The sequence below is a fragment of the Streptomyces sp. NPDC016640 genome, assembly GCF_043076215.1.
Classification (GTDB): Bacteria; Actinomycetota; Actinomycetes; order Streptomycetales; family Streptomycetaceae; genus Streptomyces.
Window position 1 is genome coordinate 60,991 of the sequence record NZ_JBIBRG010000003.1, and the last position, 19,399, is coordinate 80,389.

Here is a 19,399-nt window from a genome sequence, read left to right on the forward strand (position 1 = left end):
CGGCGCCCCGTGCCCCCGCACGGGCACCGGGCGCTCCGCGCGCCTCGTCCCCGGCGCGCCCGGAGCGGTGACGGGCGGCCCGGAGCGGCGCCGGCACGGGTCCGCGTCGGCGTGTGCTCAGCACACGCGGACGCCGCTTCGCCAGACGCCCGCGACCAGCGGGACGCCGGGGCGGTAGGCGAGGTGGACGTGGCTCGGGGCGTCGAGCAGGACCAGATCGGCCCGGGCTCCCGGGGTCAGCCGGCCGATGTCGGAGCGGCGCAGGGCCGCCGCGCCGCCGGCCGTGGCCGACCAGACCGCCTCGTCCGGCGTCATGCCCATGTCCCGCACGGCGAGCGCGACGCAGAACGGCACCGAGGACGTGAACGACGACCCCGGGTTGCAGTCCGTGGACAGCGCGACGGTGACGCCCGCGTCGAGCAGCCGGCGGGCGTCGGGCCACTCGGCGCGGGTGGAGAACTCGGCGCCGGGCAGCAGGGTCGCCACGGTGCTGCCGTGGGCGAGGGCGTCCACGTCGGCGTCGGTGAGGTGGGTGCAGTGGTCGGCGCTGGCCGCGTCGAGTTCCACGGCCAGCTGGACGCCGGGGCCGTACGAGAGCTGGTTGGCGTGGATGCGCGGGTGCAGGCCCCTGGCCCTTCCGGCGGTGAGGATCGCGCGGGCCTGGTCGCCGTCGAAGGCGCCCTGTTCGCAGAAGACGTCGATCCAGCGGGCGTGCGGCGCGCAGGCGTCGAGCATCTCGCCGGTGACCAGGGCCACGTACGCGGCCGGGTCGTCGGCGTACTCGGGGGCGACGACGTGGGCGCCGAGGTAGGTGACCTCCTCGGTGTGGGCGGCGGCCACGCGCAGGGCGCGGGCCTCGTCCTCGACGGTCAGGCCGTAGCCGGACTTGGTCTCGAAGGTCGTGGTGCCCTGGCGGAGCGCCTCGCCGAGGAGGAGGGTGAGGTTCGCCTCCAGTTCCCCGTCGCCGGCGGCCCGGGTGGCGGCGACGGTCGTGCGGATGCCGCCGGCGTGGTAGGGGCGGCCCGACATCCGGGCGTTGAACTCCTCGGTGCGGTCACCGGCGAAGACCAGGTGGGAGTGGGAGTCGACGAAGCCCGGCAGGACCGCCCGGCCCCCCGCGTCGAACCGGTTGTCAGTGGCGGGTGCTTTCCTTGTGTCACCGGTCCACGCGATGCGGTCGCCGTCGATGACGACGGCCGCCTCCCGGACCAGACCGAGGGGAGATCCGTCACCGGAGGAGGGGTCGTTGGTGACCAGCGTGGCGATGTTGGTGATGACGGTGCTCATCGTGTCCTCGTGGGTGGTCATCGGGCGCGCAGGGCGTCGACCGCCCGCGCGAGGGCTCCGGGCACATCGGGTACCAGCGTGTGCGCACCGTCGCGTACGACGTGCCGGCCTCCCACGACCGTGTGCCGTACGTCCGCCGCGGTCGCGGCGAATACGGCCGTCTCGGCTCCCAGCCCGGGCAGCGGGCCCGCGGTTCTGACCGAGTCGAGCGCGATCGTCGTGAGGTCGGCGAGGGCGCCGGGTTCGATGGTGCCCGCCTCGCCCCAGCCGAGGGCGGCGTGTCCGTCCGCGGTGGCGGCCCGCAGCAGGGCGGCGGCCGTCCAGTGGCCCCGGGTGCGGGTGCGCAGGCGCTCGTTCAGCTCCATCGCCCGTGCCTCTTCGAGCAGGTCGATCACGGCGTGGCTGTCGGAGCCGAGGGAGAGCGGGGAGCCCTCGTTCTGCAGGGCCGCGGCGGGCCCGATGCCGTCCGCGAGGTCCCGTTCCGTGGTCGGGCACATGCAGGTGCCGGTGCCGCTGCCGCCGATGAGGGCGATGTCCTCGGCGGTGAGGTGGGTGTTGTGGACGCCGGTGGTGCGGGGTCCGAGGACGCCGTGCAGGGCCAGGAGCTGGGTCGGGGTGCAGCCGTGGGCCTCCCGGCAGGCGTCGTTCTCGGCGGTCTGCTCGGACAAATGCACGTGGAGCGGGGCCCGCCGCTCCTCGGCCCACCGCGCCACGGTCGCCAGCTGCTCCGCCGGCACGGCCCGGACGGAGTGGACGGCCGCCCCGATCCGTGCGTGGTCCCGTTCCTTGAGAAGGGAACAGCGTGTGGCCCACGCGTCCGCGTCGCCGTCGGAGAAGCGGAGCTGGTGGGCGGTGGGCGGCCGGCCGAAACCGGAGGAGAGGTAGGCGGTGTCGAGGAGGGTGATGCGGATGCCGGCGTCGGCGGCGGCCGCGAGGAGTGCCTCGCCCATGGCGTTGGGGTCGGCGTAGGGGGTGCCGCCGGGGGCGTGGTGGACGTAGTGGAACTCGCCGACGGCCGTGATGCCGGCCAGCGCCATCTCGGCGTACACGGCGCGGGCCAGGGCGTGGTAGGTGTCCGGGGTGAGCCGGCCGGCGGTGGCGTACATGACGTCGCGCCAGGTCCAGAAGGTGCCGGAGCCCACCTGGACGGCGGAGCGCAGGGCGCGGTGGAAGGCGTGGCTGTGGGCGTTGGCCAGCCCGGGGAGCGTCAGTCCGCGCAGGACCTCGGCGCCGGGTGGCGGGGTGGGGGTGTCGGGGTGGACGGCGGTGATGCGGCCGTCCTGTACGGCGACGGTCACGCCCGGCCCGATGGGGTTCCCCCCTGCTCGAGCGGAGCCGAGAGCTCGGGGGAGGGCGCCGAGCCAGGCGTGCTCCAGCCAGTACGTCCGCTGGGCGGCAGTCACGTGCGGGCCAGTCCTTCCAGTACGTCGGCGAGTGCCTCCACCCCGGCCACGCAGTCGTCCTCGGCCGCGAACTCGGCCGGGGAGTGCGAGACGCCGGTGGGGTTGCGCACGAACAGCATGGCGGTGGGGACCCGGCCGGAGAGGATCCCGGCGTCGTGTCCGGCGCCGGTGCCGAGGACGGGCACCTTCGGGCCCGTGCCGGTGCCGAGGACGCGGGCGAGTTCGTCGCGCAGGACGTGGTCGAACTCGACGACGGGGGTGAAGGACTCGCGCTCGACGCCGAGGTCGACGCCGTGGGCGGCGGCGTACTCCCGCGCGGCCTTCTCCACCCCGCCCACCACGGCGTCCAGGCTCTCCTGGTCGGCGGCGCGGGAGTCGAGCCAGCCGCGCACCAGGGAGGGGACGGCGTTGACGCCGTTCGGCTCCACGGCGATCTTGCCGAAGGTGGCGACGGCACCGGCGAGTTCGGCCTCGCGGCGGGCGGCGAGGACGGTCTCGGCGTACGGCAGCATCGGGTCGCGCCGGTCGGCGAGGCGGGTGGTGCCGGCGTGGTTGGCCTCGCCGCGGAAGTCGAACCGCCAGCGGCCGTGCGGCCAGATGGCGCTCGCGATGCCGACGCGGTCGCCGGACAGGTCGAGGGCGCGGCCCTGTTCGACGTGGAGTTCGACGAAGGCGCCGATGCGGCCGAGCCGCTCGGGGTCGGCGCCGATGGCGTCGGGGTCGTGGCCGGCGGCCGCCATGGCCTGCGGGAGGGTGACGCCCTCCGCGTCGGTCAGGCGGTGGGCCTGCTCAACGGTGAGCGCCCCGGCGGTGAGCCGGGAGCCGACGCAGGCGAGCCCGAACCGGGCGCCTTCCTCGTCGCCGAAGTTGACGATGCCGATCGGCTTGGTGAACTCGGCTTCCCTGCGCCGCAGTTCGTCGAGGGCCGCGAAGGCGGACACCACGCCGAGGGGTCCGTCGAAGGCGCCGCCGTCGGGTACGGAGTCCAGGTGCGAGCCGGTGACGACCGCGTCCCCCCGCGCCGGGTCGCCGAGCCAGGCCCACTGGTTGCCGTTGCGGTCGGTCTCGTAGGCCAGGCCGCGGTCGCGGGCCTGCTGCTCGAACCAGGCCCGGCAGTCGGCGTCGGCCCCGGTCCACGCGAACCTGCGGTAGCCGCCGGAGGCGGAACTGCGGCCGATCGGCAGCAGTTCCGCCCACATGCTGTGGAAGGTCACGCGTCGTCACCCTCGCGCATGGGAACGCGCACGCCCCGCTCGTCCGCCACCGACTCCGCGATGTCGTACCCGGCGTCCACATGACGGATGACGCCCATGCCCGGGTCGTTGGTGAGCACCCGGCGGATCTTCTCCCCGGCGAGCTTCGTGCCGTCGGCGACCGTCACCTGCCCGGCGTGGAGGGAGCGGCCCATGCCGACGCCGCCGCCGTGGTGGAGGGAGACCCAGGAAGCGCCCGACGCCACGTTGACCATGGCGTTGAGCAGCGGCCAGTCGGCGATGGCGTCGGAGCCGTCGAGCATGGCCTCGGTCTCGCGGTACGGGGAGGCGACGGAGCCGCAGTCCAGGTGGTCGCGGCCGATGACGACCGGGGCGGCCAGCTCGCCGCTCGCGACCATGTCGTTGAACCGTTCGCCGGCCTTGTCCCGCTCGCCGTAGCCGAGCCAGCAGATCCGGGCGGGCAGGCCCTGGAAGTGGACCCGCTCCCCCGCCATCCTGATCCAGCGGGCCAGGGACTCGTTCTCCGGGAAGAGGTCGAGGACCGCCTCGTCGGTCCTGGCGATGTCGGCGGGATCGCCCGACAGCGCGGCCCACCGGAAGGGGCCCTTGCCCTCGCAGAAGAGGGGGCGGATGTAGGCGGGCACGAAGCCGGGGAAGGCGAACGCCCGGTCGTACCCGGCGAGCCGGGCCTCGCCGCGGATGGAGTTGCCGTAGTCGAACACCTCCGCACCGGCGTCCATGAAGCCGACCATCGCCTCGACGTGCCGGGCCATGGACTCACGCGCGCGGGTGGTGAAGCCGGCCGGGTCCTTGGCGGCGGCGTCGGCCATGTCCTCGAAGGCGATGCCGACGGGGAGGTAGGCCAGCGGGTCGTGGGCGGAGGTCTGGTCGGTGACGATGTCGATGGGCGCACCCATGGCGAGCAGCCGCGGGAGCAGTTCGGCGGCGTTGCCGAGGACGCCGACGGACAGCGGGCGGCGGGCGTCGCGGGCCTCGGTGGCGAGCTGGAGGGCGTGGTCGGGGGAGTCGGCCCTGACGTCGAGGTAGCGGTGCTCGATGCGGCGGTCGATGGCGCGGGGGTCGCAGTCGACGCAGATCGCGACGCCGTCGTTCATGGTGACCGCGAGGGGCTGGGCGCCGCCCATGCCGCCGAGCCCGGCGGTGAGGGTGATGGTCCCGGCGAGGGTGCCGCCGAACTTCTTCGCGGCGACGGCGGCGAAGGTCTCGTAGGTGCCCTGGAGGATGCCCTGGGTGCCGATGTAGATCCAGGAGCCGGCGGTCATCTGCCCGTACATCGTCAGGCCGAGGGCCTCCAGGCGGCGGAACTCCTCCCAGTTGGCCCAGTCGCCGACGAGGTTGGAGTTGGCGATGAGGACGCGCGGCGCCCACTCGTGGGTCTGCAGGACGCCGACGGGACGGCCGGACTGGACGAGCATCGTCTCGTCCTGCTCGAGGGTCCGCAGCGTGCGGACCATGGCGTCGAAGGAGCGCCAGTCACGGGCCGCCTTCCCGGTGCCGCCGTAGACGACCAGCTTGTCGGGGTGCTCGGCGACCTCCGGGTCGAGGTTGTTCTGCAGCATCCGCAGCGCGGCCTCCTGCTGCCATCCCAGGGCGCTCGGTTCGGTGCCGCGCGGTGCTCGGACGGTGCGGGGTCCGGACATGGTCTGCCTCCTGGTGCTCGCTCCCGGCTGCTCCCGTGGACCGGGCGGCCCCACGGCAACTACGGATATTCACATCCTCATACTCTGAATAGACCTAGTCAAGAGGTCGGCGCGCCGACCCGCCCGTACGGGTGTCCGGCCGGACACGTGCACGCGGCCACGGAGGACACCGGCGGGGCGGGGGAAGCGGTGGCACGCGGGGAGCGGGCGGACGGGACGGACCCGCGGGCGGACCGGCGCGACGAGGACGCGGTGGGGCCGGCCTGTCCCGCGGGGCAGGAGCTGCCGGAACGGGGGGACTTCGCGGCGGCGCCGGACGCGCGCGTACTGCTCCGCCCACCACTACGCGTACAACTCGCTCCCCCGCGCCGCCGTTCACGGTTTCGTGCCGGACGGGACGGGAGGGGCCGCCTTCGCGCCCGTCCGCCGCGCCCAGACGATCGAGGAGATCGTGACCGAGTCGGGCGGCGCCCACGCCGACGCCCTGACGACGCCCCTCACTCCCTGACGAGGGCACGACGGCACGACGGCACGGCGTCCCACCGGCGGGGCCCGGGCCCCGCCGGCCCGGGGTCGGTCAGGTCAGGGCCGGGGCGCGGCGACGGGCACCGCCCGGGGCCGCGTCACCCGCCGCGATGCCGGTGCTGCGGTAGGCCTTGACCGTCCCGCCGGCGGGGCGGCCCGCGCCGGCGTCCAGCCAGTCGACGCGCACCCACAGCAGCACGCCGTCGGCCTGCTCCAGCCGCCCGATCCAGGCCGCCTTCAGCCACAGCCCCGCTCCGCCGCCGGCGAGCAGCAGCCCCCCGGCGGCGGGCAGCGCGAACGCCGCGCCCAGGGCGGCGAGGAAGGCGAGCAGCAGCCACCAGCGGTGTCCCCGGCGCCAGTTGCGCACGGTCACCGCGCGGTCCTGGAGCACGTCGTGCCTGCCCGCCCGGGCCGCCGTGCGGGCCAGCGCGCGATACCGCCCCCGCCGCCCGTACGCCGCGACGGCCGCCGCCACGAGAAACAGCGCGGCCCCCGCCAGGACGCCGATCCGGCGCCCGGTCAGTCCCGGCACCAGGGCTCCGGTGCCCGCCGCGACCACTCCCAGCCACCACAGTGGCGCCGCCCCGGCCCGCACGACGACGGCCACCCGGGCCAGCCCCTGTCCTCCACGCGTCACGTCCAGCCTCCCGTGTCTCACACAGTGCCGCGTCCGACGTCCGACGACGTCCCCTGAGGGACGGAACCGTAGCGGCGGAAGGTGAGACGAGTCTGAGAACGCGGGCCGGACGGGCCGCGTCCGTCACTCCACGAACAGCCCGCGCGCCGCCGCCTTCGCGTCGAACTCCTCCAGCCGCGCCTGCGCGTCGGGCAGGTCGTCGCACATCGCCTCCAGCAGCACCCGGCCCAGCAGCATCGGCGCGCACGCCGTGTCGAAGGCGAGCCCGGTGCCGACGGCCGCGGGCAGCAGCAGGTCGGACACCTTGGCGACCGGCGCGAACGGGGATTCGGCGACGGTGACGACGGTCAGCCCCGTCTCCTTGGCGTGGACGAGGCTGTCGACGACCTCGCGGGGATGCCGGGGCAGCGCGAAGCACAGCAGCGCGCTGGCTCCGGCCCGGGCGGCGGCGTCGATACGGTCGTGGAGCATCGTGCCGCCCTCGTTGAGCAGCCGTACGTCCGGATGGACCTTGGCGGCGAAGTAGGCGAAACCGTGCGCCTGGGCCGCAGCAGCCCGCAGTCCCAGCACGGGCAGGGGCCGGCTGTCCGCGAGGACCCGTCCCGCCCGCCGCACCGGCCCGGGGTCGGCCAGCGCCTCCGCGAGATGCCGCAGGTTCTCGATCTCGGCCTCGACGGCCTGCTGGTACTCGTTGTACGAGCCGGACTCCGGCGCGGGCCCGGCGGGCACGACCTCGCGCAGATGCCGGCGCAGGGAGGGGTAGCCGTCGAAGCCGAGGGCGACGGCGAACCGGGTCACCGAGGGCTGGCTGACCCCCGCCAGCTCGGCCAGCTCCACGCTGGACAGGAACGGCACATCGGCGGCGCGCCGCACCATGCTGTGCGCGATGCGCCGCTGGGTCGGCGTCAGCCGGTGCCCCTCGAAGAGCGCCTGCAGGCGCGCGGCAGGGCTCTCGGTGCCGCTCATGCCGTGACTCCCCCTCGACCTATTCATCCATCGCAACTCCTGCATGCCGTTATACAACCGCGCGCGGAGTCGCGCCGCCCACGCGTCCCGATGAGTGCGGCAGAGCAAAATGAGAGTGCACTCGATAGCACGAACCCCTAAACGATAGTGACGTAGATCACTTTCGAGGGGGATGTGTGCCGCCACGGCGATTAGCACTGGTCACAGCCCCGCTCGCCGATGAGGCCTTCGAATCACGGGTGGACCGGCTGGCGCGAGCGAACATCTGCCCACCGGCCGAGATCGCCGACCTGATGGGGCTGCGCCTTCGAGGGGTTTCCTCGGACGTCCGGCCCCCGTCTTCGGGGTACAGCGTCCAGGGACCGGTTGCGGAAAGCGGCGACCTGCTCGTCCAGGTGCTTGGCCATCGCGCTGACCTGCGACTTCGACAGCTGAATGACGTCGAGGGACTCGGCGATCTTCTCGACTCCGCGGGTGGAGAGCCCGAGCAGGCAGGCGGTGGCGACCCCGCTGATGAGGGCCTGCTCGGCACGTCGGCGACGCTCGAGTTGAGGGGCTGGACGAAGCCGACGGCCTCCAGCAGGCGCAGGCCATCAGCAACGGTCTCACCGCGCTCTTCCTCGGTGAGGACCTGGGCACCTCCGCGGGCGCCGGTGTCCGGTTCGCTCGGGACCGGGTGCGCATGCCGTTTTTCAGCCCCCGCCACCGCCCGGTACCGGCCCTGCGGCGTGCCGGGCCTTGGGGTTCATCGCCAGGTGTCGCGGGTCGCTCGCCCGGTTGATCGCCGACTCGACGGCTGCGATCCGGTCGGCCAGGAGGCCGAGGGCGGAGACGGCCCGGGTGATGTGGTCGTCCTCGGGTCCGCCGAGGGACTGGGCTCGGACGTGGGCCGCCTTCAATTCGGTCCAGCGGGCCGACTGCTCCCCGGTGAGAGTGGCGCGCAGCTCGGCCAGCTTGAGGAGATTGGCCTCGGCACCGCTGGTGAGGGTCTGGGCCTCGGCCCGGTACTGGTCCTCGATCAGCGCGGCCAGCTCCTCGTCGTTCATGACGGGTTGCACGCGCTGGGCGATCTTGTTCATGGTGCGGTAGGAGCCCTGGAGCCGGAAGGGTGGTTCCGTGCGGGTCGTGTCCGACTGTGCTGCCGAGGCGATGTAGGCCGCGTTCACGGCCAGGACCGTTTCCCGGGCGGTGAGCAGGTGACGCAGTACGGCCAGGATCCGCTCCAGCTCTACGGGGGCGTAGGGATGCGTCAGGCGGTCCGCACGAGCTGCCGGGTCGCGTTGCGCGAGGCGGATCAGCAGGTCGAGGTCGGCGCGGTCGCGGCCGGCGAGCGGGGCGAGGACGGGGTTGGCGGTGAGGGCGTTCTCGATGAAGCTGCGCGCGAAGACGTCGTCCTTGCCGGTCAGGACGTCGCCGAGGTTCCACACGTCGGCGCGGTTGGCGAGCATGTCGGGCACCTGGAAGCGGCTGCCGGACTCGGTGTAGGGGTTGCCGGCCATGCAGACGGCGAAGCGTTTGCCGCGCAGGTCGTAGGTGCGCGGGTCGCCGTCCCGCACACCCTCGATGCGGCGGGTGGCGTCGCAGAGGGGGATGAACTTCTGGAGCAGTTCGGGCGAGGTGTGCTGGATGTCGTCCAGGTAGAGGAGGGTGTTGTTGCCCGCCGCCAGCGCGAAGTTGATCTTCTCGATCTCCTGGCGGGAGGTGGCGTTCGGCGCCTCGGCCGGGTCGAGCGAGGTGACGGTGTGGCCGAGTGCCGGGCCGTCGACCTTGACCAGGATCATGCCGAGCCGGTCGGCGACGTACTCCATGAGGGTCGTCTTGCCGTAGCCGGGCGGGGAGATGAGCAGGAGCAGGCCACCGGAGTCGGTGCGCTTGGACTCGCCGGTGGTGCCGAGCTGCTTGGCGAGGCTGTCGCCGATGAGCGGAAGGTACACCTCGTCGATGAGTCCGCTGCGTACGAACGCCGACATCACGCGCGGCCGGTACTCGCCCAGGCGGAGACGGGCATGTTCGGCGTCCACCAGGGCTGTGCGGCGCTGCTGGTAGGCGCGGTGGCCGGGTACGTCTCTGGTGCGGAAACGCCGTGTGCGGGCGAGGAGTTCGTCGACGCGGACCGTGAGGGCACGGCCGGTGATGCGGGGGTGGGTGCCGAGCAGTCCCGTGACGGTCTGCGTGAGCGGCGCGTCGGACTCGTAACGGGGCAGGCCGGGGCAGAGTTCGGCGGTCACCGCCTCGGCCAGGTCGCCTGGGGTGAGGTCGGTGCCGGTGGCGGTGGTGTACGCCGTCAGCCATGCCTCGACCAGTTGCGCGCGGGCGGCCGGGTCGGTGAGGGCGGTGAGGTCGTCGTCGTAGGCCGAGGTGCCCACGGTGCGGCGGAACTTCTCCAGCAGGGTGCGGGTGCCGGTACTGATGACGAAGCCGGGCGGGCCACTGGTCAGCTCTTCGAAGAGGTACGTGGCCGCCGCTTCTCCGCCCGCTACGTCCGCCAGCTCCCGTTGCAGGTCGGCGATCGCGGGTGCCAGGCCGAAGGTGTCCCGGGCCCGGGCGAGGGACACCGCGCGCCGGGTCCAGCTCTGGCGCTCCCCGTCCGTCGTGCCGTGCGCCCAGAACATCTGGGCGGCTGCTCGCGCGGCCGGTTCGTGGCGCAGCGGACCGGCGCCCTCGTGCAGGCGCAGGAGCGCGGTGAGGATCGCTGTCGCGTCGTGGTCGTGGACCCCGCGCTCGTAGCCCTCGTCGTACGCCGCCTCTGCGGCCTGCCGCACGAGGGTGGGCAGGTCGGCCTCTGCCAGCGCCTGGGGACCGTGTTCGTCCAGCAGGCGGGCGGCGAGGTGCTCGGCCCGGTAGACCTCGGGTGACTCCGAGGGCAGGGGGCGGTCCCAGTACGGGTGGGCGGCGGTGAAGTCGGGTTCCGTGACCGGGGAGCGGTAGTCGGTGCCGGTCAGGGCGAAGGCGAGGGTGTCGCCGTGCGGGACGAGGGTGAGGTCGAGGGGCTGGGTGTTGACGGCGAAGCTGTGGGTACCGAGACGGATCGTGCGGCCGTCGTCGCTGTAGAGGTCGGTGCGGTCGCGCAGGGCTCGGAGCGCTTCCTGGCGGGCGGCCTCGAGGCGGCCGTCGAGCTCCTCGGCTCTCGCTTGGTCGCCGAGGTCGCGCAGTTCGTCGGCGATGCGGCGGACCTTGGCGGGCATCGGGTCGGAGGTGAAGTACGTCGCGACGGTGTCCGTGTCCGTCTGGGCGGCGGCCCGGCGGGTGACGGTCCGCAGGATGCGGGCCGCCGAGTCGGCCAGGCGTTCGGCGCGCCGGGCGCGGGCGTCGGCGAGGGTCTGCTTGCGGGCGGAGAACGCCTCGTGGATCTCGTCGCGCCTGTCGGCGAGGGTGGTGAGGAAGTCGTCGAACTCGGCGAACCGGGACTCCAGGTTCTCCACCTGTACGAGCAGGCGGGCGAGCTGCTCGTCGCAGGCCTCCGGGCTGTCGGCGGCGGTGAGCGCGCCGGTGACGGACTGGCCCAGCAGGGCGAGTTCGGCGGAGAACTCAGCCCGTCCCTCCCGGTCGAGGAGCCCGCGGCGACGGCCGTCGAGGGTGGCGCGGGCACGGTTGACACCGCCGAGGACCTCGGCGATGCGCTCCAGGATCGCGGTGCGGACCGTGGCGTCGGCGATGTCGAGACCGGCGACGACCTCGGTCACCGTGCGCAGCCCGTCGGTGAGTTCGTCCGTGCGGGCTGCGACGGGCGCCGCCTCGGCCACGGTGGCGATCGCCTCGGCGTCGGCGACGAGCCGCTCGGCCTGCGCGTGATGGTCGGCGAAGGCGTCCTCGCGTGCGAGGTGCGCCACGGCACGCCGGCCGAAGGCGGCGAGGTCGGACTCGATGGCGGCGGCCAGTTCATCGATGCGGGCTGTGTCCGCGTACCGCATGTCCTTGAGGGTGAGCAGATGGCCCTGCGCGCGGCGCAGCTCGGTCAACCCGGTCACCCAGCCTGCCGCGCCGCGTGGGGCCTCGCCCCGCAATCGTCGTACGACCTCGGCGACCCGGGCGGCGGCTTCGGCGAGCGCGCCCTCGGCCTGCCGGGTGAGGGCCTGGACGGTCTCGAACTCGGCCAGGACCTGTTGGGCCGTGTCGCGGAGTTGAGCCAGCGGGGTGTGGAGGTCGCCGAGTTCGGGGTCGGCCAGCCAGTGGTGGGTGTCCGTCGCCCGGGCGCAGGCGGCCAGGAGTGCCTCGTACACCTCGGTCGTGGGTGTCGTATCGGCGACGGCGCCCGTGACCGAGAGGCAGTCGGAGATGCCGCGCACGAGGTCGGCGTTGCCGATGCGTGCCAGGGGGCCGGTGCCGGCCGGCTGGGCGGCGGCATGGGTGTCCGAGACGTACGGGGAGTTCCACAGCTGCACGGGGTGGACGCGCTGCGGTTCCCCGGCGTCGGCCCGGAGGACTGCGAGCGCGCCGTCGTCGAAGAGCGCCCAGCCTTGGCAGGGTAGGGGGCCCGCCGTCTCCTTGCGGATCGTGTTGTACGGGAGAAGGAGGCTGCGGCCCTCCACGCGTGCGCGGAAGGCGTAGAGCACGTCCTCGCCGTTCGGGGAGCGGATCTCCCGTTCGAACTCAAGCTCCGTCGTGTCGAGTTCGTACGTCTTGTGGCCGCCGGTGGCCAGGCAGTAGCCGCCGGGGAAGACGATCCCCTGGTCGTCGGGCAGGCGGCGGCACGCCCGGCCGATGCCGTCGAGGCGGACGACGGTTCTGGTGAGGGTGTTGAACACCAGGTGGCGGTCGGTGTCCTCCTTGTAGGGGCGGACTCGCAGGAGGACCAGGGCGCCCACGCGCGCGTGCGCGATGTCCGCGTCCGCGAGGGACTGAAGTGGCTCGTCGACGGGCTCGGTGTACACGCCTTCTGCCGTCTCGGTGTCGTCGTCGACCTTGACGGTCAGCACGCCGCCGACCGTGGAGACGAACACCTCGCCGTGGAGGGAGACGAGCGGATGCCGTCCGAGGACGTGGTCCTCGCGCGTGCTGTCGATCCATTCGACGTCGTGGGACGGGGGGAGGACGTGGTCGCGATCGCCCCGCGCGTCGAGGAAGGTGGCCCGTCCGCCGTCGGAGAGGGCCCAGCGCAGCACCCGCGTGTCGTCCGCCTTCTCACCGGTCTGGAAGACGGCGAGAAGCTTGCCCTCGGTGCGTCGGAGCCGGAGCAGGCGGGCGTGGCGGTAGTAGCGGTGCAGGGCGGCGAACTCGCGGACGAAGGCGGGGTCGTCGAGCAGGCCGGGGACGGCGTCGTCGGGCAGCGGTTCCAGGTTGCGGTCGTACAGGGCCAGGACGTCGCCGACGCGTGTGTCGGCCTCCCGGCTCGGGACTGCGTTGCAGCTGAACAGCAGCGCCTCACCCACCGCGACGACGTCCCGGGGCACCGCCGCGTGCTCGGTGCGCAGTCGCTTGGTGCCGGCGAGCTCGAACCGCGTCGAGCCGAACTCCTCGATGCGGCGGGCGTTGAGCGCCTCGGCGCGCCGGGCCAGCTCGGCGGCCTGGGCAGTGAGGCGGTCGCGCAGCACCTCGTACGTGCCCCTGTCCACGGGGTCGTACGTGCCGGCGTCCGGGACGGTCGTCATGGCATGCCTCTCGGGAAGTCGAGGAACGTGGTCCGGAGCCGCCGTCCCCTGTGCGGCGGCTCCGGGCCGAAGGGGCGGGTCAGGCGCGGACGGCACTGCCGTTCAGGGTGGTGAGCGGCTTGTCCGCCAGGCCCAGCTCGCCGGCCCTGTCGAGCAGCTGCTGGAGCTGCCCCGAGTCGGCCCCGCCGGTCCTCATCAGCTTCATCAGCAGCGCCGAGACCGTCAGGTTCTGCACATCGGCCGTGGTGACCGAGCCGAGGATGCGGCCCAGGTCGTCGGTGAAGCTGGAGGTGCCCTCCAGCCAGGGCCGGGCCAGGGCCTGCGCTGTCTCGGAGTGCTGGACGAACCCGTCGACGCCCTTGCCGAGTGCGATCGAGGACATCAGCCGGTCGAAGAAGACCGACTCGCCGCCGACGATGCTGATGTCGGCGCTCTCCAGCCCGGTGGCGAGCACCGTGGCTTGCGCCTCGGCGACCTGCCGCTGCACGTCGAGGCCCGCGAGGCGGATCTCCTTGTCCGCCTGGACGCGCAGCCGGTACTCCTCATGCCCGCGCGAGGCGTCGTCGAGGGCGGCCATGGCTGCGGCCTTCTGGGTCAGCCCCTCGGCCTCGGCCTTGAGCTTCTCACCGATGGCCGCGGCGTCCGCGAGTGCCTGGGCCTGCGCGCCTTCGGCCTCCGCCCGCAGCCGGGCCTCGGTGGCGGCGGCTTCAGCACGGCCCGCCTTCTCGATGACGTCGGCTTCCTTGTCGCGGACCTGGACGGCGGCGAGCCCTTCGGCAGCGGCCTCCGCCTGGATGCCCTCGGCGAGGCGGAGCTTGGCCTGGGCGTCGAGGTCGGCCGTCTTCAACCGGGCCTGCGCCAGCGTCAGTTCCTCGGCCGCGCGGTGGGTGGCGGCCTGCTCGGCGGCTTCGGCGGCCTTGATGTCCTTGACCAGCTTCTCCTGCGCCTCGGCTTCGGCGGCGATGATCACGGTCTGCCGCTGCCGCTCCGCCTCCTCCACGGCCCGCAGCTTCTTGATGGACTCCTCCTGCTCGGCGACCGTGCGGTCCACGGCGACGCGCTCACGAATGACCTCGGCGATGTCCCGCCTCTCCGCCTCGACCTCCTTCTCGGCGGCGATCCGGGTCAGCTGCGTCTCGCGTTCCCGGCCGATGACTTCGAGGAGCCGGTCCTTCTCGATGCGCTCGTTCTCGATGGCGATGACCCGCTCGCGGTTCTTCGCGGCGACGGCGACCTCGCGGGCCTGGTTCTCACGCTGCACCCCGAGCTTCTCCTCGGTGGCCAGGAAGGCTCCCTGGGCACGCAGCCGCTCCTCCTCCATCACCCGCGCCGTCTCGGCCTCTTCCCGGGCCCGGACGGTGGCGATCTCCCGCTTCTGCTTGGTCTCGGCGTCGGCCTGCCGGCGCTCCAGCTCCAGGATGGCCTCGCGGGCGTCGACGTTCTGCCGGGTGATCTCCTTCTCCTCCGTGCGCTGCGCCTCGTTGGTGCGCACGTGCTCCACGACCGTCAACTCGGTGATCTTGCGGATGCCCTGGGCGTCGAGGACGTTGGCCGGGTCGAGCTGGGCGACCGGCGTCTGCTCCAGGTAGTCGATCGCCGCGTCCTCCAGGTGGTAGCCGTTGAGGTCGACGCCGATGACCTCGATGATCCGGTACCGCAGCTCCTCGCGCTTGGTGTAGAGGTCGGTGAAGTCCAGCTGCTTGCCGACGGTCTTCAGCGCCTCGGAGAACTTCGCGTGGAACAGCTCCTGCAGCGTGTCCCGGTCGCTCGCCCGAGCGGTGCCGACGGCCTGCGCGACCTTGATGACGTCCTCGACCGTCTTGTTGACCTTGACGAAGAACGTGATCCGGATGTCGGCCCGGATGTTGTCCTGGCAGATCAGACCGTCCTTGCCGGTCCGGGTGATCTCGATGGCCTTCACCGAGATGTCCATCACCTCGGCCTTGTGCAGCACGGGCAGCACGACCTGCCCGGTGAAGGTCACATCGACCTTCCGCAGCTTGGAGACGATCAGCGCCTTGCCCTGCTCCACCTTGCGGAACAGCAGGGAGACGAGCAGTACGGCGAGCAGGGCGACGGCGACGAGCACGCCGGCGCCCAGGAGGATGACATTCATGGCATACGTCCTTGAGGCGTGAAGGAAAACGAGGCGTGAGGGGGCCGGCGGGGAGGCCGACGGGGGTACTGCTCAGGCGGCGTGGTCGCGTGTCCGGCCGCGACCGGGCAGGCCGGGTTCGTCGGGGAAGAGCCGGTGCAGGGGACGCACGAACAGGCAGGTCGGTCGCCATGCGACGGGCAGGGCGGCGACGGGCAGGAGCATGCGCAGCAGCCCGGTGACGGCACACGGCGGCGCGCACACGGCCAGCAGGAGGACGCCCCCGGCACTGAGGAACCAGGCCATGGCCGTCGGCATGGTGACGGCTACCGCCACGGGTACGCCGCCCATGCCCCAGGCCCGGAGGCTGGCGTCCGCGTCGAAGGTGCCGACCGAGGTGAGACCCGCGGCGACGAGGAGCCAGAAGCACAGCAGCACGACGAGGGCGGTGGTCAACAGGATCGTGGGCGGGCCGGTGACGACCGACAGCAACGTCCGCATGCCGTCCCCCTGTCTCGTCCGCACTGCCCGTCAACCGCGTCGGCGGAACACCGCTCGCTCAGGGGTCCGGTGCCGGACATCTGCCGGTGTCCGGCACCGCATTCCCCGGCAGCGCTCCCCGCAACCCATGCTGCACCCCCGGCGCCTGCCCGCGCATTGCCGGTTCCCGGCAGTGTTGTCTAGGGTCTGGATGCCGGTCAGCGGCCAAGAAGCCGTCAGCGGTGCGTCAAGAACTTGGGGGGAACATGGTGGATTTGGGGATTCCGGATCAGTATCTGGAGGGTTACGCCCAGATACTCGGCGAGGTCGCGGCCACGGGTCGGCGCCTCACCCGGGAAGAACTGACCTTCCGACGGGTACTCGGAGAGCAGGCGGCTGACGACGGCCACGGGCTGCGGGCCCTGGTCAGCGCCCATCTGACCGCCGCACGCGCCGCATGGCCGTCCGGCCCCGCCTCGGCCGACAGCGTCCTGGCCGCCGTACAGCAGGCGACGGACGCCTTCGCCGAGGGCTTCGAGCGGGCCCAGCGCCAGGCCGTCCGACAGGAAGAGGCCGCCCGCCGCGAGTTCATCGACGACCTCCTCTACGGCCGCAGCGACCTCGGACGCCTCGCCGAACGCGCTGAACGCTTCGGTCTGCGCCTCTCGCATGCCCACGCCGTCGCCGTCGCCGAGGGTCCCACCGCCTACGAGGAGGGCGATCGCGTACCCCGCCAGGTGGAACGCGCCCTCATAGCACGCTTCGGAGACCGCAGTATCCTGCTCACCACCAAGGACGGGCGGCTGCTGTGCATCGCCCCCGGCCCCCAGGACGAGGTCCTCGCCCACTTCGCGAAGCAGGCCCATGCCGCCACCGACGGCGGCCGGGTCGCCATCGGCCGCCCCCAGCCCGGTCCCGGCGGGGTCGTCCACTCCTACGAGGAGGCACTCAACGCCCTGGAGCTCGCCGAGCGCCTCGAACTGGAAGATCCGGTGCTGCGGGCGGCCGACCTGCTCGTCTACCCCGTCCTCACCCGTGACCGTCAGGCCATGGCCGAACTCGTCATCAATACCCTCGGCCCACTCACCACGGCCCGCGGCGGCGCCCAGCCCCTCCTGGACACCCTCACCGCCTACTTCGACTCCGGCTGCGTGGCCGCCGAGGCAGCCCGCCGCCTCACCCTCAGCGTGCGGGCCCTGACCTACCGACTGGAACGCATCCACAAGCTCACCGGCGCCAACCCGGCCGATCCGGCCCACCGGTACATGCTGCAGACCGCGGTGATCGGAGCACGGCTGCTGGACTGGCCCGCCCAGGAACTCTGACGCGCCCTGCGGGCGAGGTCAGGTGCGGGCCACTTCGCCGGAGTTTTGGTGGGCCGCCAGATCCTGGGCGCGCCAAGTCGGTCGGGGCCGGCGCCTGGCGCGTCGTCTCCCTGGAGACCGGGTTCAACACATCCGCCGACAGCCATACTTGAGTACGCGGGGCCATCCCGTGGTGACGTGACTCGGGAGAGGCGGCAAGCCGGTGAACAGCGACACTCAGAGCGTGAGCAAGGCCGAGGTACGGCTCAAGTGGGACCCGAGTCCCTGGAACCAGCCATCTCACCATCTCGACATCATCGCCACGACCTACTCGGCGGATGCCCCCTACGGCCGGCCCGTGTACGTCGTCCACTTCGACAGCCGCTCACCGGACGGCACCATCAACATGGGCCGGCACAGCCAGACCGGTCAGGGTTTCGGCTACGTCGAGGTCATGACCCTGGAACTCGATCGCCTCGCTTCCTCCTTCGCACGGGTGGTCGTGGGCGTGGCGATCCACCAGAACAACGGCCCCCGGACCTTCGGTGACATTTCGAACGCCGGCGTACTGGTCGTCGAGGGGTACAGGGAGCTCCTCAAGGACGACTTCACCCAGGTCTCGGGATCCACCGCGGCGACGGTCGCGGAGTTCACCCGGGACACTTCCGGAGCCTGGGAGTTTCACGAGATGGTCCGCGGCTTCGACAGCGACCCCACGGTCTTCACCGCGGAGATGGGCAACGCCCCACAGTCGTGACCGTTGGTGGTCGGGACGGCCGTGCCGCGACGCACCTTCGCCCTCGGCACGGCCGCCGCGTACGCGGTGGCTGCGCGGCCTGCTCGTTCTTCCGCCGCTGGAGTGACCGCGCCCTGGTGAGAGAGTTGCCCGATCGGCCTCGCTTCTTCGGCTGCCGTTCGCATGCCGCTTGGCGGACTTCTGCGCCAGAGCCCGTCTCTCGGGCGGATCGTGGTGGCGGAGTCGGCCCTGGTCACTGCTCCAGGTTGCGCAGGTCCAGCACGTTGCCGAACTGCGTGAACGATGAGTTCTCTCTGCGCAGAGCGGAAACACGCGCTCGTTCACCGGGCAACAGAGCGAGGAGCAGCAAGGGCCCTGTCAGGTCTCGTCCGGAGATGGCCGGTGTCTCAGGGGCAGCTGGTGTGAAGCGCTCGATTTCGATGAGGTCCGCGTCACCGCTCACCAGTAGCTGCCAAGTACGTACGAGTTCCCCTTCGTCGCCGTCTGAGCCACGCCCGGTGTGGACAAGGGACTCGGATTCCGCGACGACGGACATGGAAGCCCCGGCGAGTGCGTCCTCGACCATGGCCGAAGTGCCCAACTCCGTGCCGACCACGCCCCCACTGAGGTGGCCCGGGCGCTCCCAGACACTGCCGGGGCGCCGCACGGAGCAGTACAGCTCCTCGGCGATGAGACCGTCGTCCCTGCGGTGCAGGAGCAGGACGAACCCGAGATCGCCGCTGATCCACACGTCAGCGACGATGACAGTTCCGGTGGGGACGGCCAAGGGGCGGGCCGCAGCGTGGTCGGTTGGTGGGCGCCCCAGCCGGAGGGCGGTTTCGGCGAGGTCGGCCATCGGCTTTCTCATGATCTTCTTGTTCCTCGTCGAGACGATTGCCGGACCGGCCCGCCGAGGAACTGTGACGCGCACTGCGGACGAGGTCAGGCGCGCGCGAGTTCGGCGGCGCCGAAGGACACGTCGAAGCGGTCGCACCAGATGCTCACGCTGGTGTACCGGGACGGGTCGACGTCGGCGGGCACGGTGTAGTTCTGACTGCCCTTGTTGCCCTTGAGCTTGCCGAGGCTCACGTACGCGCCGTCGTCGAAGACGTGCCAGCCGGCACGCCCTTCCTTCACCGGCGCGTCGGTCAGCCACACGCGCAGATCCGGGCCGTTGCTGGTGTCGAGGTCCTCCAGCCGTACGACATGGGATCCGTCGGCGAGCCGTACGAGCTTCACCCTGCCCGAGGTGGCGTGCTCATGGCTGATCAGTTCGCCGCCGGCCAGCGTCCGGGGGCGGGGTGCCGGGGAAGTCGACGCGGACGGCGCTCCGGCCGGAGGGGCCGCAGGGGCTACGGCACTGGGCAGGGCCTCCTGCACGGTTTCGTCCTGCCACAGCTTCCACGGCTGGAACCAGTACGACCCCAAGCCGACACCGGCGAGCGCTACCACCAGCACTCCGATGACCCACGGCCTGCCCCGCGTCTTCCGTCCACGCCCCAT

13 protein-coding genes and 2 pseudogenes are annotated in these 19,399 nt (G+C 72.4%); 3 read left to right on the top strand and 12 right to left on the bottom strand.

What is annotated here, in order from left to right; all coding sequences use genetic code 11:
- Nucleotides 1–117 precede the first annotated feature (117 nt).
- The 4 genes from hutI to hutU are packed head-to-tail and all read right to left on the bottom strand — an operon-like array spanning nt 118 to nt 5,565.
- Nucleotides 118–1,308, bottom strand: a complete 1,191-nt coding sequence (gene hutI / locus ACF07S_RS07155) for an imidazolonepropionase (protein ID WP_391973628.1) — start codon at nt 1,306–1,308, stop codon at nt 118–120.
- Nucleotides 1,305–2,690 carry a formimidoylglutamate deiminase gene (locus ACF07S_RS07160; RefSeq protein ID WP_391973629.1) on the bottom strand — a complete coding sequence of 462 codons (1,386 nt, stop codon included), beginning with the start codon at nt 2,688–2,690 and terminating at the stop codon, nt 1,305–1,307. Before ACF07S_RS07160 ends, hutI begins: the two co-directional genes overlap by 4 nt.
- On the bottom strand, nt 2,687–3,904 hold the full coding sequence (locus ACF07S_RS07165) for an allantoate amidohydrolase (RefSeq protein WP_391973630.1): 1,218 nt from the start codon (nt 3,902–3,904) through the stop codon (nt 2,687–2,689). The genes ACF07S_RS07160 and ACF07S_RS07165 overlap by 4 nt, the downstream gene beginning before the upstream one ends.
- A complete protein-coding gene (hutU, locus tag ACF07S_RS07170) occupies nt 3,901–5,565 on the bottom strand; it encodes a urocanate hydratase (protein ID WP_391973631.1) in 1,665 nt (554 codons plus the stop codon). Before hutU ends, ACF07S_RS07165 begins: the two co-directional genes overlap by 4 nt.
- 243 nt (nt 5,566–5,808) lie before the next feature.
- Here hutU and ACF07S_RS07175 point away from each other — a divergent pair.
- Nucleotides 5,809–6,073 (top strand): annotated as a pseudogene (locus tag ACF07S_RS07175) (diaminopimelate decarboxylase); the annotation flags it as partial.
- Between the two features lie 69 nt (nt 6,074–6,142).
- On the opposite strand, the gene ACF07S_RS07180 reads toward ACF07S_RS07175, so the two are convergent.
- The 6 genes and pseudogenes from ACF07S_RS07180 to ACF07S_RS07205 form a co-directional block, all read right to left on the bottom strand.
- Nucleotides 6,143–6,727, bottom strand: coding sequence for a hypothetical protein (locus tag ACF07S_RS07180; protein ID WP_391963553.1), 585 nt, complete (start codon nt 6,725–6,727; stop codon nt 6,143–6,145).
- A 123-nt stretch (nt 6,728–6,850) separates the two neighbouring features.
- Nucleotides 6,851–7,693 carry a MurR/RpiR family transcriptional regulator gene (locus tag ACF07S_RS07185; protein ID WP_391963554.1) on the bottom strand — a complete coding sequence of 281 codons (843 nt, stop codon included), beginning with the start codon at nt 7,691–7,693 and terminating at the stop codon, nt 6,851–6,853.
- A gap of 344 nt (nt 7,694–8,037) precedes the next feature.
- A pseudogene (locus tag ACF07S_RS07190) lies at nt 8,038–8,241 on the bottom strand (transposase); the annotation flags it as partial.
- Between the two features lie 144 nt (nt 8,242–8,385).
- Complete coding sequence (locus tag ACF07S_RS07195; RefSeq protein WP_391973632.1) at nt 8,386–13,281, bottom strand: DNA repair ATPase; 4,896 nt, start codon at nt 13,279–13,281, stop codon at nt 8,386–8,388.
- 79 nt (nt 13,282–13,360) lie between these two features.
- A complete protein-coding gene (locus ACF07S_RS07200; RefSeq protein WP_391973633.1) occupies nt 13,361–15,397 on the bottom strand; it encodes a flotillin family protein in 2,037 nt (678 codons plus the stop codon).
- Nucleotides 15,398–15,469: 72 nt separating this feature from the next.
- Nucleotides 15,470–15,877, bottom strand: coding sequence for a hypothetical protein (locus ACF07S_RS07205; RefSeq protein WP_391973634.1), 408 nt, complete (start codon nt 15,875–15,877; stop codon nt 15,470–15,472).
- Between the two features lie 245 nt (nt 15,878–16,122).
- Here ACF07S_RS07205 and ACF07S_RS07210 point away from each other — a divergent pair, with 245 nt between their 5' ends.
- Complete coding sequence (locus tag ACF07S_RS07210; protein WP_391973635.1) at nt 16,123–17,181, top strand: PucR family transcriptional regulator; 1,059 nt, start codon at nt 16,123–16,125, stop codon at nt 17,179–17,181.
- A 202-nt stretch (nt 17,182–17,383) separates the two neighbouring features.
- Nucleotides 17,384–17,917 carry a TerD family protein gene (locus ACF07S_RS07215; RefSeq protein WP_391973636.1) on the top strand — a complete coding sequence of 178 codons (534 nt, stop codon included), beginning with the start codon at nt 17,384–17,386 and terminating at the stop codon, nt 17,915–17,917.
- A gap of 232 nt (nt 17,918–18,149) precedes the next feature.
- On the opposite strand, the gene ACF07S_RS07220 is transcribed toward ACF07S_RS07215, so the two are convergent.
- Nucleotides 18,150–18,764 carry a hypothetical protein gene (locus ACF07S_RS07220; RefSeq protein ID WP_391973637.1) on the bottom strand — a complete coding sequence of 205 codons (615 nt, stop codon included), beginning with the start codon at nt 18,762–18,764 and terminating at the stop codon, nt 18,150–18,152.
- 74 nt (nt 18,765–18,838) lie between these two features.
- A complete protein-coding gene (locus ACF07S_RS07225; protein ID WP_391973638.1) occupies nt 18,839–19,399 on the bottom strand; it encodes a DM13 domain-containing protein in 561 nt (186 codons plus the stop codon).

Bases quoted from the DNA above. Each gene is read 5' to 3' on its own strand.
- ACF07S_RS07185 (WP_391963554.1), bottom strand. From the start codon at position 7,693: ATGAGCGGCACCGAGAGCCCTGCCGCGCGCCTGCAGGCGCTCTTCGAG.
- hutU (WP_391973631.1), bottom strand. From the start codon at position 5,565: ATGTCCGGACCCCGCACCGTCCGAGCACCGCGCGGCACCGAACCGAGC.
- ACF07S_RS07200 (WP_391973633.1), bottom strand. From the start codon at position 15,397: ATGAATGTCATCCTCCTGGGCGCCGGCGTGCTCGTCGCCGTCGCCCTG.
- ACF07S_RS07210 (WP_391973635.1), top strand. From the start codon at position 16,123: ATGGTGGATTTGGGGATTCCGGATCAGTATCTGGAGGGTTACGCCCAG.
- ACF07S_RS07220 (WP_391973637.1), bottom strand. From the start codon at position 18,764: ATGAGAAAGCCGATGGCCGACCTCGCCGAAACCGCCCTCCGGCTGGGG.
- hutI (WP_391973628.1), bottom strand. From the start codon at position 1,308: ATGACCACCCACGAGGACACGATGAGCACCGTCATCACCAACATCGCC.
- ACF07S_RS07225 (WP_391973638.1), bottom strand. From the start codon at position 19,399: ATGGGGCGTGGACGGAAGACGCGGGGCAGGCCGTGGGTCATCGGAGTG.
- ACF07S_RS07195 (WP_391973632.1), bottom strand. From the start codon at position 13,281: ATGACGACCGTCCCGGACGCCGGCACGTACGACCCCGTGGACAGGGGC.
- ACF07S_RS07205 (WP_391973634.1), bottom strand. From the start codon at position 15,877: ATGCGGACGTTGCTGTCGGTCGTCACCGGCCCGCCCACGATCCTGTTG.